Source organism: Prescottella equi (assembly GCF_002094305.1).
GTDB lineage: Bacteria > Actinomycetota > Actinomycetes > Mycobacteriales > Mycobacteriaceae > Prescottella > Prescottella equi.
Genome location: NZ_LWTX01000002.1, coordinates 111,511 through 124,472, shown reverse-complemented (window position 1 = coordinate 124,472; position 12,962 = coordinate 111,511). Strand labels below are relative to the sequence as shown.

The window sequence follows — 12,962 nt, the reverse complement described above, 5'->3', positions numbered from 1 at the left end:
ATCGAGACCGATGCCACATCCCGCATGCGTGTCGGTGCGAACGTGTGGTCGGTTGGGGGTCGGGGGCGAATCATTCTGAAGTCGTGGAGGATTCGATGGTTGACGCGGCGCTCACGCGACGTGTCGACGTGAGTCTCCGGCCGGAGAGGTGTCCTTCCGTGTCGGGATCGCGTAGACTGTCCTGGTCAGGTCCGCCGTCTTGTCGGTGTGTCAGCTCGGACACCGCTCCTGAGCCGCCGCAGCGACGCAGCCCTGACTCCTCACGAACTCACCGGTCGAGTGCTCGCGAGTCGAGCCGAACTTCGACCGAACGATCTTATTCACAGGCGCGAAGGCGCGGATATGTGTTGTCGCAGAGATGGTCTCGCGACGACCACGAAGGAAGTTCCATGCACCACAATTTCATCCCGTCGTCGGATGTCGACAGTTCGACGCCAGTCGGATTGCGGCACAACCGATCCGCTGCTGTCCGTGCCCGCGCGCTGGAGATAGTGGGAATCCTCTATCGATGTGACGCCGACGAGTCTGCGGACCAGTTGCTGCGGCATTCGCAGGCGAACAACCTCAAGCTCGCCGCGCTCGCGGAATCGCTTGTCGCTGTTGTCGACGGCCCCTCGGACGGCTCGGCGGCCGACGCGCAGACGACCCTCGCGGCGCACTTCTGGCTGCGGGAGATCCGTCGGCTCGGTCACGTGCACCGTCGAACCGACCGAAGCGCGCGCCACATCGCTACAACGGCACGCTGTGTCGGCGGTGCGCGAAGCGCAGCGGGAAAAGCCGTTGCCCAGCAAAGTGATCGGAAACGCGTCGACTTCGCGGCCCGAGTGTGATTCACTGAAAGTGGTCATAGTGATTTGTGCCCGCTCGTTGCGCGCACAACTCCCTAAGTTGTGGGGGATGGATCTCCTCTTCGGGTATCGCTTTCAGCAGTACCGGCCCGGGTCGCTCGAACATCGGCGATTCGTGATCGGCAAGCAAGAGGAGCAAGAAATGGCAAACGGCACCGTCAAGTGGTTCAACGCTGAAAAGGGCTTCGGCTTCATCGCTCCCGAGGACGGCAGCGCTGACGTGTTCGCGCACTACTCGGAGATCCAGGGCGGCGGCTTCCGCAGCCTGGACGAGAACCAGCGCGTTTCCTACGATCTGGGCCAGGGCGCCAAGGGCCCCCAGGCCACGAACATCACCGCGATCTGATCGCGTGTCGCCCGTACCGGGCGATGTGAGAACGACAGGCCCCACTTCCGACCGGAAGTGGGGCCTGTCGTGTCGGCGGACGCGGGTCAGCGCTGGGAATCGATGACGGCTTGCTGTGCGGCCGGCGTGACGGCGTCCACGAACCCCTTGAAGTCGTCGTGCTTGTCGAGGAAACCCGCAACGAACGGGCAGATCGGCACGATTCGCTTACCGTGCGCGACGGTGTCGTCGAGCGCGGCACGGATCAGCGTTCCGGCGAGACCGCGCCCCGCGAAACGTTCTCCGATCTCCGTGTGGAAGAAGATGCGCTGGTCACCGCTGTCGACGAACTGGGTGAACCCGGCGGTCGCGTCACCCACTCGAATCTCGTAGCGGCGGCGGTCGTGATCCGGGGTCACTTCGGGCTGGGCGTCGAGGTCACTCATGACTCCACTATGACGCTGCGGGCGCGCTGGTGCGAGTGTTCCGGGTTCGGGGCGCTCACGAACCCACCTTGGGCGTCGCGCGATCGATGATCGACGCCAGGTCGAGGCCGGTCGGCAGCGTTCCGAACACGGTGCCCCACTCGCCGGACAGCCGGCTCGCACAGAATGCGTCGGCGACCGCCGGATGCCCGTACCTGACCAGCAACGCGCCCTGCAGCGCGAGGGCCATCTCGCCCACCACACTTCGAGCGCGATGCTCGAGGCTGGCGACGTCGGTAAACGCGCCCTTCAGCTTCTCGACCGCCGTGTCGAGTCGCTGGTCGCCTCCCGCACTGGCGTCGAGTTCGTCGAAGAACGCCTCGACCGACTCGGGCTGACGGGCCATCGCTCGCAGGACGTCGAGCGCCGCGACGTTGCCGGAGCCCTCCCACACCGACAGCAGCGGTGCCTCCCGGTACAACCGCGGCATCCGCGATTCCTCGACGTAACCGTTGCCGCCCAGGCACTCCAGTGCCTCCGCGGCATGCGCCGGCCCGCGCTTGCACACGTAGTACTTGCTCACCGCGAGCGCGACGCGGCGCAGGATCGACGCCTGCGGATCGCCGTTGTCGGCGTGGTCGGTGAGAGCGGCGAGCCACATCGCGACGGTGGTCGACGCCTCCGATTCGACGGCGAGGTCCGCGAGCACGTTCCGCATGAGCGGCTGGTCGATCAGATGGGCACCGAACGCGCTGCGGTGAGCCGCGTGGTGGGCGGCCTGCGCGACGCCCAGGCGCATGCCCGTGGCGGTGCCGATCGTGCAGTCGAGACGCGTCATGTTGACCATCTCGATGATGGTCCGGACCCCGCGGCCCTCGTCGCCCACGCGCCAGGCGACGGCGTCGTCGTACTCCACCTCGCTGCTCGCGTTGGAGTGGTTACCGAGCTTGTCCTTGAGGCGCTGCAGGAACATCGCGTTCCGTGAGCCGTCGGGCAGTATCCGCGGGAGCAGGAAGCACGTGAGTCCGCCGGGCGCCTGTGCGAGGACCAGGAAGATGTCCGACATCGGCGCCGACGTGAACCATTTGTGCCCGGTGACCAGGTACGAACCGTCCGGTTGCGGGACCGCGCGGGTGGTGCCGGCCCGGACGTCGGAGCCGCCCTGCTTCTCGGTCATCGACATTCCGGCGATCAGCCCCGGCTTGGTGAGCGGGGCGCGCAACTCGGGGTCGTACACCTTGGCGGTGAGCAGCGGTTCGTACTGCAGCGCCAGTTCCGGAGCGTGTCGCAGTGCCGGGACCACGGCATAGGTCATGGAGATCGGGCACCCGTGTCCGGCGTCGACCTGCCCCCACACGGCGTTCTTGGCGGCGCGGATCAGGTGAGCCTGCGGACGGGGATCCGCCCACGGGGCGCCGTGCAGGCCCAGCTCCACCGCGGTGTCCATCAATTGGTGGTAGGCGGGGTCGTACTCGACTTCGTCGATCCGGTTGCCGTAGCGGTCGTGGGTCCGCAGAACCGGGGGGTGGGCCTCGGCCAGATCGCCGAGCGCCTGCGCCTCGGCGCCGCCCGCGAGACGCCCGACGCGATGGATCTCGTCGAGTGCGTGATGTGCGCCCTCCCGCTGCAGGGCCTCCAGGATCGGCGGATAGTCGGCGGCGTCGTAGTCGATCAGCGGCGGAACCTGGTTGGTGACCTCGTGCGTGACCCTCATACGACCCCCTGCGGTGGTGGTGGCGATCCTCGAGTGCAGTCAATGACGCTTCGGCGGGAACGTCAAGGACATGCGCGGAATATGCGGCGTGGCGTTCGGGTTGGTGGCATATAGTTGAAAGTTGAAATACCTGGGAGGTAGGGCATGCAGTTCGGAATCTTCACCGTCGGTGACGTGACCGCGGACCCCACGACCGGTCGGACGCCGACCGAGGCCGAGCGGATCAAGGCGATGGTCGCCCTCGCGCAGAAGGCCGAGGAGGTCGGCCTCGACGTGTTCGCCACCGGTGAGCACCACAATCCACCGTTCGTGCCGTCGTCGCCGACGACGATGCTCGGCTACATCGCGGCGCGCACCGAGCGCATCACGCTCTCGACGTCCACCACGCTCATCACCACGAACGATCCGGTGAAGATCGCCGAGGACTTCGCGATGCTCCAGCACCTGGCAGACGGCCGGGTCGACCTCATGCTCGGTCGTGGCAACACCGGGCCGGTATATCCGTGGTTCGGTAAGGACATCCGCGAGGGCATCCCGCTCGCGATCGAGAACTACGCGCTGCTGCACAAGCTGTGGCGCGAGGACGTCGTGAACTGGCAGGGGCGCTTCCGGACTCCGCTGCAGGGCTTCACGTCGACGCCACGTCCACTCGACGACGTCCCGCCGTTCGTGTGGCACGGGTCGATCCGCAGCCCCGAGATCGCCGAGCAGGCCGCGTACTACGGCGACGGCTTCTTCGCGAACAACATCTTCTGGCCCAAGGAGCACTTCATCCAGCTCGTCAACCTGTACCGGCGGCGCTACGAGCACTACGGTCACGGATCCGCCGACCAGGCGATCGTCGGGCTCGGCGGCCAGGTGTTCATGCGGAAGAACTCGCAGGACGCCGTCCGGGAGTTCCGCCCCTACTTCGACAACGCGCCGGTCTACGGCCACGGCCCGTCGCTCGAGGAGTTCACCGAACAGACCCCGCTCACCGTGGGCAGCCCGCAGGAGGTCATCGACAAGACCCTCACCTTCCGGGAGAGCTTCGGCGACTACCGGCGTCAGCTGTTCCTCGTGGATCACGCCGGGCTGCCCCTGAAGACCGTCCTCGAGCAGCTCGACCTGCTCGGTGAGGAAGTCGTGCCGGTGCTCCGTCGCGAGATGGATGCGATGCGCCCCGCGCACGTCCCCGACGCACCCACCCACGCGAGCCTGCTGGCCGGCAGGAAGGCGGAGGTGCTGTCGTGACCGAGACGAAGACACGCGCTCTGACGGTGCTCTCGGCGGGCCTGACGCAGCCGTCGTCGAGCCGGCTGCTCGCCGACCGGCTCACCGCCGCCACCGTGGACGCGCTCACCGGCCGCGGCGTCGACGCCGACGTCGAGGTCGTCGAGCTGCGCGACCACGCACACGCGCTCGTCGACAATCTGCTCACCGGATTTCCCGGTGGCGCCCTGCGATCGGTCGTCGATCGGGTCGCGGCGTCCGACGGCCTCATCGCCGTCACACCGATCTTCAACGCGTCCTACAGCGGCCTGTACAAGTCGTTCTTCGACGTTCTCGAGCAGGGGACGCTCGACGGCATGCCGACGTTGATCGGTGCGACCGGCGGCACCGCGCGGCACTCGCTCGCGCTCGAGCACGCGATCCGGCCGATGTTCGCGTACCTGCGCGCAGGCGTCGTCCCCACGGCGGTCTACGCGGCCTCGGAGGACTGGGCGGGCTCGGGTGACCAGGCCCTCGCGGGGCGGATTGCACGAGCGGGTGACGAGCTTGCGGCAGCGATGGCATCGCGTGAGCGGACCGCGCCGGCAGATCCCTTCGCCGACGCGGTGCCGTTCGAGGAGTTGCTGGCGCGGCAGCGCGCTAACTGACTCACCGGTAAGATGCCCGCAACAAGGTCGACAGGGCAGGGGAGAGTCGTGCGGGAATCGGGCTGGGGATCGCGGCTGAACACGTCGCTGCGCAATGCTTGGGGGCTGACGTTCGGAGGTGGCGTCGCGCCGGTGGAGCGGACGCCGTCCGTGCTGGTGCATCGCGAACCCCACCGCGACCTGCACCGCTACGGGGTGCGCAGCGTCGGGGCGCCGGTCCTGTTGGTGCCGCCGCTGGCGGTACCGATGCACTGCTACGACCTGCGCCCTGGCCAGTCCCTCGTCGCGCACCTGGCGCAGACCGGCCGTACGCCGTACGTCGTCGACTACGGAACCATCGGCTATGCCGACCGGAATCTCGGCTTCGAGGACTGGATCGACGACATCGTCCCGGCCGCGCTGCGGCGCGTGAGTGCCCTGCACGACGGCGCGCCCGTCGATGTCGTCGGCTGGAGCCTCGGCGGGACCATCTCGTTGCTGACCGCGTCGGCGCACCCGGAGCTTCCCATCGCCTCGGTCACCGCCCTGGGCACGCCGATCGACTACTCCAGGATTCCGACCATGGCGGTGGCGCAGGCCGTGGGCCGCATCACTGGGCATCGCCCGGTGACCGAGCTGACGCGCCTGATGGGCGGGCTCCCGGCGCCGCTGGTCCAGATCGCCTACCGGGCCACCGCTCCGCAACGGGAGCTGCTCAAACCGTGGTTCGTCGCGAACAATCTGCACGACACCGAGACCCTCGCCCGGATGGAGGCCATCGACCGGTTCATGGCCGAGATGCCCGGCTATCCGGCGCGGCTGTTCTACCAGACGGCCGAGGAGCTGGTGCTCGGAAACAGTTTGCGCGACGGCCGGATCACCTTGGGCGGCAAGACGATCAAGCTCGCCGAACTCGCCGTCCCGGTGCTCGCGGTCGGCGGCACGGGCGACGTCATCGCGACGGCCGATTCGGTCGCCGCGATCGTCGACGTGCTGACCGGCTCGCCGTCGGTGCGGTTCGAGACCGCGCCGGGCAGCCACCTGGGCCTGCTGGCCGGGCCCGGTGCGAAAGAGACCACGTGGCGGCACATCGACGCATTCCTAGCCGAGCGCGTCGACGCCTGACCGAGTCCGTCGCCAGTGGGCGTCGCCGATGTCCACTCCTGTGTGCGTCGGGCCGATTGCCGCAGATTCAGGTCGGGAACGGGCGCTCAGGCCGACTGCGCCGCGCACCGGCCGGTCGCGCACACTGGACGTCATGCTCTCCGTCGATGACCTGTTCGCCGGCCTCACACGTTTCCCGGACGTCGAGGCACCCAACCTGTTCGCCGTCGACGCGGCCGACCGGCTGATCCTCGACGAGGCCGCGGACGCACTGTCGGCCGCCCCGGAGGCGTCGGTGGTCGTGGTCGGCGACCACTACGGTGCGCTCACGCTTGCTGCAGCCGTCCGATTCGGTGCGAACGGTATTCGTGTGCACCAGGATCCGCTCACCGGTGAACGTGCGCTCGCGAACAATGCGGAACGGTTCGGGCTCGCGGGCCGGTATCGGTCCTGCGCACTGGGGGAGGACCTGCTGACCGGCGCGCGTGTCGTGCTGCTGCAGCTGCCGCGCAGCCTGGACGAGCTCGACGAGGTCGCCGACGCGGTCGCGCGGTACGCAGACCCTGACGTCGTCGTGTTCGCGGGCGGCCGCAACAAGCACATCACCCCGGCGATGAACGACGTACTGCGCCGCTCCTTCGGTGGAGTGCGCGCAACGCTCGGTCGGCAGAAGTCCCGCGTGCTGATCGCCGACACGCCGCGCACGAGTACCGAGCCCCCGCGATTCCCGGTTGTCGAGCACGTCGACGAACTCGGATCGGACGTCGCCGCGCACGGCGCGGTGTTCGCCGGTCCGAAGCTCGACATCGGCACCCGATTCCTGCTGGAATTCCTGCCCCGCATGCGGGAGGCCGGCACGGCCGTCGATCTCGGGTGCGGGACGGGCATTCTCGCGGTGAGTCTCGCGAAGGCGCAGCCGTCGGCGGAGGTGATCGCGAGCGACCAGTCGGCCGCGGCCGTCGCGTCCGCGGCCGCCACCGCCCGCGCGAACGGGGTGGCGGCGCGGGTGCGCGTGATCCGCGACGACGCGCTGTCCTCGCTGCCCGAATCGAGCGTCGACCTGATCCTGTGCAATCCGCCGTTCCATGTCGGGGCGGCGGTGCACACCGGCAGTGCAGGCAAGATGTTCGACGCCGCGGGCCGGGTTCTGCGACCCGGGGGCGAACTGTGGACCGTCTACAACTCGCACCTCGGGTACAAGCGCGCCCTCGAGCGCGCAGTGGGCCGCACCGAGGAGGTCGGCCGCAACCCGAAGTTCACCGTCACGCGGTCGGTGCGAGCGGTGTAGCCGCTATTCGACGGGTCCGCCGCCCGCCGCGTCGCCGTCGACCTGCCCGCGGTGGAGGCCGACGTCCTCGACGATCACCCCGTCGATGATCTCGGCTCCCTGGAGTTCGTCGGGGTCCTCGGACTCGTCCTCTCCACCGGACGGCGGGACGTCCGGCTCCTCCTCCGCGAGTCGCTGATCGAGGCTCTCGCCCTGTTCGGCCTCCCGCAGGGTGGTGCCGAACCGGTCCGCCTCGCTCCAGTGGTCCGGCGGATCGACCACGTCGTCGCCGTCCTCGTTGCGGACCTCGTCGGAGTCGAGGCTCTCGCTGACGTCCAGAGTGTCGTCTGGTCCTTCTTCGATGCCCATGACTTCATTCTGTTCCGGATCGCCGATTCGCGCTGGATTGTGGCCGACGGCGATACGGTTGCATGGGGCGCTCGGATGGCATCCACTTGCGGGCGCCCGGTAAAGTCCGAATTGTCCAAGTCATCTTCGTGGTGTGGGAACTTTCCCTGCCGGGCGGTGCGTTCTACGGACAACGACGCCGGTCCACCCGGCCGAGCTCGGGCCCCACAAGCCCGACAGACGACCACGAGAAGGGATGTTCACGGTGCGCACCACCAGCAACCCGGTGTTCAAGAACCTGCCCAAGCAGGAGGGCACGGGATACGCCACGTTCGGATCCGCGCAGGCCGGCGGCGCGCAGGTCGCGCAGGAGTACGGCCAGCAGTACGGCGCTCCCGAGCAGTTCCAGCAGACCAGACAGCGGGCGATGACGATCGACGACGTCGTCACCAAGACCGCGATCACGCTCGGTGTGCTGACGATCTCCGCGATCGTCTCGTACTTCCTGGTCGACGGAAACACGAATCTCGCGGCACCGTTCGTCATCGGCGGCGGTCTCATCGGCTTCGTGCTGGTGATGGTCGCGTCGTTCGGCCGCAAGATGGACAACCCGGCGATCGTGCTCGCCTACGCCGCGTGTGAGGGCGTGTTCCTCGGCGCGCTGTCCTTCATGTTCACGAATGTCGAATTCGGTGGGGTCGGCGGCTCGATGCTGATCGGCCAGGCCGTCCTCGGCACCTTCGGTGTCTTCTTCGGCATGCTGGTCGTCTACAAGACCGGTGCCATTCGCGTCACCCCGCGCCTGACTCGCATGATCATCGGCGGCCTCATCGGCGTCATGGTCCTCATGATCGGCAACCTGATCGCCAGCTTCTTCACCGACGGCGGTTTCGGCCTGCGTGACGGCGGCACCGTCGCGATCGTCTTCAGCCTGGTGTGCATCGCCCTGGCCGCATTCAGCTTCCTGCTCGACTTCGACGCTGCGGACGAGCTGATCCGCGCTCAGGCGCCGGAGAAGGCCGCGTGGGGCGTCGCGCTCGGCCTCACCGTCACCCTGGTGTGGCTGTACGTCGAGATCCTGCGCCTGCTGAGCTACTTCAACAACGACTAGTCTCACCGCGCCGGACACGAACGGGCGGTCGTCGCGAGAGCGGCGGCCGCCCGTTCTGCGTCTCGGTCACAGAACACGAAACGGGCGGTTACTGCGGCAACGGCCGGAAGCCGTACGCAGTAACCGCCCGTTCGCGGCTCAACCGAGAATCAGCTCAGGCGCTCGAGCACCATCGCCATGCCCTGGCCGCCGCCGACGCACATGGTCTCGACGCCGAACTGCTTGTCCTGCGTCTGCAGGTTGTTGATCAGCGTCGCGGTAATGCGGGCGCCGGTCATGCCGAACGGGTGGCCGACGGCAATGGAGCCACCGGAGACGTTCAGCTTGTCCTCGTCGATGTTCAGCGCGCGGGCCGAGCCCAGCACCTGCACCGCGAAGGCCTCGTTGATCTCGAACAGGTCGATGTCGCTGATCGACTTGCCGGCGAGCGCGAGGGCCTTCTTGGTCGCCTCGATCGGGCCCAGGCCCATGATCTCGGGGGACAGGCCGGAGACGCCGGTGGAGACGACGCGCGCGAGCGGGGTCAGGCCCAGCTCCTTGGCCTTGGTGTCGCTCATGATGACCAGCGCGGCAGCACCGTCGTTCAGCGGGCAGCAGTTGCCGGCGTTGATGGTGCCGTCGGGACGGAAGACCGGCTTCAGCTGGCTGACGGCCTCGTAGGTGACGCCGGCGCGCGGGCCGTCGTCGGTGCTGACGACGGTGCCGTCGGCCAGCGTGACCGGGGTGATCTCGCGCTCGAAGAAGCCGGACTTGATGGCCTCCTCGGCGCGGTTCTGCGAACGGACGCCCCAGTGGTCCTGGTCCTCGCGGCTGATGCCGGTCAGCTGCGCGACGTTCTCGGCGGTCTGGCCCATCGCGATGTATGCGTCAGGGACGATGCCGTTCTCGCGCGGATCGCTCCACTGCACGCCACCCTGCGCGGCGACGGCGGTGCGCTCCATGGCCTCGGCGAAGAACGGGTTCTTCGTGTCGGGCAGCGAGTCCGAGTTGCCGGCCGCGAAGCTCGACACCGACTCGACACCGGCGGAGATGAACACGTCACCCTCGCCGGCCTTGATCGCGTGCAGCGCCATACGGGTGGTCTGCAGCGACGACGAGCAGTAGCGGGTGATCGTGGTGCCGGGCAGGGTGTCGTACCCGAGCTTGATGGCGACGATGCGGCCCATGTTGAAGCCGGCCTTGCCGCCGGGCAGACCGCAGCCCAGCATCAGGTCGTCGATGTCGGCGGGATCGAGCTCGGGGACCTTGGCGATCGCGGCGGCAACCATCTGAGCTGCCAGATCGTCCGGGCGCATGCTGGCCAGCGAGCCCTTGACGGCGCGGCCGATGGGCGAGCGGGCAACGGAGACAATGACTGCCTCGGGCATGGAAACTCCTTCGTACGTTGGTCTCTTCGCCCTTGAACTTACGTTGCCCGCGCGGCATCACCACCTTGCCGTCTCCCGAATGGGCCCCACAGCCGCTCCCACAGCACGTTCGCGGGGGGTGTCGCCGTCGTAACCTGCGGGAACCGGTCGATTTCGGGAGCGCGTCCGGGCCCGCCGCGTGACGAAGGCCCGTCCCACTCAGCGAGAGCCCGCATCAGGGCCGGAGCCAGGCGATCCGCGGCCAGGCGATAGCCCGCGGCGGACGGGTGGTAGCGGTCGTCGGACAGCATCGGCGCAGGGTCCTCCAGGAAGCGCGCCGCGAGTAGACGGCCGAGCGGGACGGGGTGCCCGCCGGCTGCCCGCGTGGCCGCCGCCTGCAGTCTCGCCAGCTGCATGCCCCAGCTGTGGGCGAGCACCCGCAGGGGCTGCGGGATCGCGGTGATCACCCCCAGGTCGGGGCACGTACCGACGACCACGACGACACCGGCGTCACGCAGGCGGGACACCACGCGGCCCAGCCGACGGGCGGACCCGGGCAACGACATCCCGGTCGTGACGTCGTTGGCGCCGATCATGATCACTGCCGCGTCGGGCGCGGGCCCCGCGACGAACATCGCGTCGACCTGGCCGACCAGCCCGCGCGACGTGGCACCCGAGATCGCCTTGGTGCTCAGTCGAACCCGCGCTCCCGTGCGCTCGGCGAGATCACGGGCCAGCAGGACGCCGGGAACTTCTGCGGCGACGTCGCAGCCGAGTCCAGCCGCGGTCGAGTCGCCGAAGACCATCAGGTGCAGGTCGACGTCGGAGCCGTGACGCCAGCGTTCCGGCTGCGCGGACCCCGGCGTGTAGATGCCGTCCGCCTGCGGGGGCCACCGGCGGGTGGGGACGATCTGTCCTCGCGCGAGCCCTGCCTGCCACACCAGGTACGTGTACGCCGCCCACGACGCCGTACCCGCGCCGGAGCCCGCGAGCAGGGCAGCCGTCCCCGCTCTCGCCGCCGTCCGCCACCGATCCATCGGACTCACCCTCCGCGAGTGTGTCGGACCTTTGAATCTAGTCGTCTCGCGCCTCGGTGGAGCGGTGTCCGGGAACCTGTCGGCGCAGGTAATGCCCCCTTCACGAGACGTGTCCGAATTCGATCTGGAAACATGGGGGCATGCGCATCGCGGATCATGTCGTCGATCTCATCGGCAACACACCTCTGGTCAAGCTGTCCTCGGTCGTCGGCGCGAATTCCGGCCTGGTCGCGGCGAAGGTCGAGTACCTCAACCCGGGTGGCAGCTCGAAGGACCGCATCGCGGTCAAGATGATCGACGCCGCCGAGGCGTCGGGCGAGCTGAAGCCCGGCGGCACCATCGTCGAGCCCACGTCCGGCAACACCGGCGTCGGACTGGCCCTGGTGGCACAGAAGCGCGGCTACAAGTGCGTGTTCGTGTGCCCCGACAAGGTCAGCGAGGACAAGCGAAACGTCCTGCGGGCGTACGGTGCCGAGGTCGTGGTGTGCCCCACCGCGGTGGCGCCCGAGCACCCGGACAGCTACTACAACGTCTCCGACCGTCTGGTGAAGGAGATCCCGGGCGCCTGGAAGCCCAACCAGTACGCGAATCCGGGCGGACCGGACAGTCATTACGAGACCACCGGGCCCGAGATCTGGCGGGACACCGAGGGCAAGGTGACGCACTTCGTCGCCGGCGTCGGTACGGGCGGCACCATCACCGGTACCGGCCGCTACCTCAAGGAGATCTCGGGCGGCAAGGTCAAGATCATCGGCGCCGACCCGGAGGGCTCGGTCTACTCGGGTGGCACCGGTCGGCCGTATCTGGTCGAAGGTGTCGGCGAGGACTTCTGGCCCTCCGCCTACGACCCGTCCGTGCCCGACGAGATCATCGCCGTCTCGGACGCCGATTCCTTCGAGATGACCCGGCGCCTGGCCCGCGAGGAGGGCCTGCTGGTCGGCGGCTCGTGCGGCATGGCCGTAGTCGCGGCGCTCGAGGTGGCCAAGCGTGATCCCGACGCCGTCGTCGTGGTGCTGCTGCCCGACGGCGGACGCGGGTACCTGTCGAAGATCTTCAACGACGAGTGGATGGCGTCGTACGGCTTCCTGCGCACGCCGCTCGACGGCGACACCACCGAGCCCACCGTCGGGGACGTGCTGCGCGGCAAGTCCGGTGAACTGCCCGACCTGGTCCACACGCACCCGTCCGAGACGCTGCGTGACGCGATCGAGATCCTGCGCGAGTACGGCGTCTCCCAGATGCCGGTCGTCGGCGCCGAACCGCCGGTCATGGCGGGCGAGGTCGCGGGCAGCGTGTCCGAGCGCGACCTGCTGAGCGCGGTATTCGAGGGCCGCGCGGCACTCGCCGATCCGGTCGAGAAGCACATGAGCAAGCCGTTCCCGCTGATCGGTGCACAGGAGCCGGTGTCGTCGGCCACCAAGGCGCTCGGCGAGACCGACGCGCTCATGGTCGTCGACGACGGCAAGCCCGTCGGTGTCATCACCCGCCACGACCTGCTCGGGTTCCTCAGCGCGGGAGCCTGATTGCCCGAACCCCGACGAGTTCCCGGTGGATGCCCACCGGGAACTCGTCGTTTCGGGTGGCTGTCGGGCAGACGAT

13 protein-coding genes are annotated in these 12,962 nt (G+C 68.5%); 7 read left to right on the top strand and 6 right to left on the bottom strand.

Going from position 1 to position 12,962, the window contains the following annotated elements:
- Nucleotides 1-320: 320 nt before the first annotated feature.
- A complete protein-coding gene (locus A6I89_RS24355) occupies nucleotides 321-848 on the bottom strand; it encodes a hypothetical protein (protein WP_139811865.1) in 528 nt (175 codons plus the stop codon).
- 142 nt (nucleotides 849-990) lie between these two features.
- On the opposite strand from A6I89_RS24355, the gene A6I89_RS06145 reads away from it, so the two are divergent.
- The gene (locus A6I89_RS06145) at nucleotides 991-1,194 is read left to right on the top strand and encodes a cold-shock protein (RefSeq protein ID WP_013415272.1); all 204 of its coding nucleotides are present in this window, start codon (nucleotides 991-993) and stop codon (nucleotides 1,192-1,194) included.
- Nucleotides 1,195-1,280: 86 nt separating this feature from the next.
- On the opposite strand, the gene A6I89_RS06140 is transcribed toward A6I89_RS06145, so the two are convergent.
- Together A6I89_RS06140 and A6I89_RS06135 are read right to left on the bottom strand one after the other, a co-directional pair.
- Complete coding sequence (locus A6I89_RS06140; protein ID WP_005514670.1) at nucleotides 1,281-1,619, bottom strand: GNAT family N-acetyltransferase; 339 nt, start codon at nucleotides 1,617-1,619, stop codon at nucleotides 1,281-1,283.
- Nucleotides 1,620-1,674: 55 nt separating this feature from the next.
- Nucleotides 1,675-3,312, bottom strand: coding sequence for an acyl-CoA dehydrogenase family protein (locus A6I89_RS06135; protein WP_022594708.1), 1,638 nt, complete (start codon nucleotides 3,310-3,312; stop codon nucleotides 1,675-1,677).
- Nucleotides 3,313-3,456: 144 nt separating this feature from the next.
- Between A6I89_RS06135 and A6I89_RS06130 the strand changes: the two genes are divergently transcribed.
- The 4 genes from A6I89_RS06130 to A6I89_RS06115 all read left to right on the top strand — a co-directional run bounded on the left by A6I89_RS06130 (nucleotide 3,457) and on the right by A6I89_RS06115 (nucleotide 7,542).
- Nucleotides 3,457-4,545: an LLM class flavin-dependent oxidoreductase gene (locus A6I89_RS06130; RefSeq protein WP_022594710.1), complete on the top strand. Its 1,089-nt coding sequence runs from the start codon at nucleotides 3,457-3,459 to the stop codon at nucleotides 4,543-4,545.
- Nucleotides 4,542-5,171 (top strand): FMN reductase, encoded by a 630-nt coding sequence (locus A6I89_RS06125; RefSeq protein ID WP_022594712.1) that lies wholly within the window; start codon nucleotides 4,542-4,544, stop codon nucleotides 5,169-5,171. The genes A6I89_RS06130 and A6I89_RS06125 overlap by 4 nt, the downstream gene beginning before the upstream one ends.
- A gap of 48 nt (nucleotides 5,172-5,219) precedes the next feature.
- A complete protein-coding gene (locus tag A6I89_RS06120) occupies nucleotides 5,220-6,275 on the top strand; it encodes an alpha/beta fold hydrolase (RefSeq protein ID WP_022594714.1) in 1,056 nt (351 codons plus the stop codon).
- 133 nt (nucleotides 6,276-6,408) lie between these two features.
- On the top strand, nucleotides 6,409-7,542 hold the full coding sequence (locus tag A6I89_RS06115; RefSeq protein ID WP_013415276.1) for a methyltransferase: 1,134 nt from the start codon (nucleotides 6,409-6,411) through the stop codon (nucleotides 7,540-7,542).
- 3 nt (nucleotides 7,543-7,545) lie between these two features.
- On the opposite strand, the gene A6I89_RS06110 is transcribed toward A6I89_RS06115, so the two are convergent.
- Nucleotides 7,546-7,890, bottom strand: a complete 345-nt coding sequence (locus A6I89_RS06110) for a hypothetical protein (protein ID WP_005514663.1) — start codon at nucleotides 7,888-7,890, stop codon at nucleotides 7,546-7,548.
- Nucleotides 7,891-8,134: 244 nt separating this feature from the next.
- Between A6I89_RS06110 and A6I89_RS06105 the strand changes: the two genes are divergently transcribed.
- Nucleotides 8,135-8,980 (top strand): Bax inhibitor-1/YccA family protein, encoded by an 846-nt coding sequence (locus A6I89_RS06105; RefSeq protein ID WP_022594716.1) that lies wholly within the window; start codon nucleotides 8,135-8,137, stop codon nucleotides 8,978-8,980.
- A gap of 149 nt (nucleotides 8,981-9,129) precedes the next feature.
- Here the strand turns inward: A6I89_RS06105 and A6I89_RS06100 are convergent, their stop codons facing one another.
- Nucleotides 9,130-10,347, bottom strand: coding sequence for an acetyl-CoA C-acetyltransferase (locus A6I89_RS06100; RefSeq protein WP_005514661.1), 1,218 nt, complete (start codon nucleotides 10,345-10,347; stop codon nucleotides 9,130-9,132).
- A 38-nt stretch (nucleotides 10,348-10,385) separates the two neighbouring features.
- A complete protein-coding gene (locus tag A6I89_RS06095; protein WP_022594718.1) occupies nucleotides 10,386-11,363 on the bottom strand; it encodes an SGNH/GDSL hydrolase family protein in 978 nt (325 codons plus the stop codon).
- 140 nt (nucleotides 11,364-11,503) lie between these two features.
- On the opposite strand from A6I89_RS06095, the gene A6I89_RS06090 reads away from it, so the two are divergent.
- A complete protein-coding gene (locus tag A6I89_RS06090; protein WP_013415279.1) occupies nucleotides 11,504-12,886 on the top strand; it encodes a cystathionine beta-synthase in 1,383 nt (460 codons plus the stop codon).
- The last annotated feature ends 76 nt before the right edge of the window (nucleotides 12,887-12,962 follow it).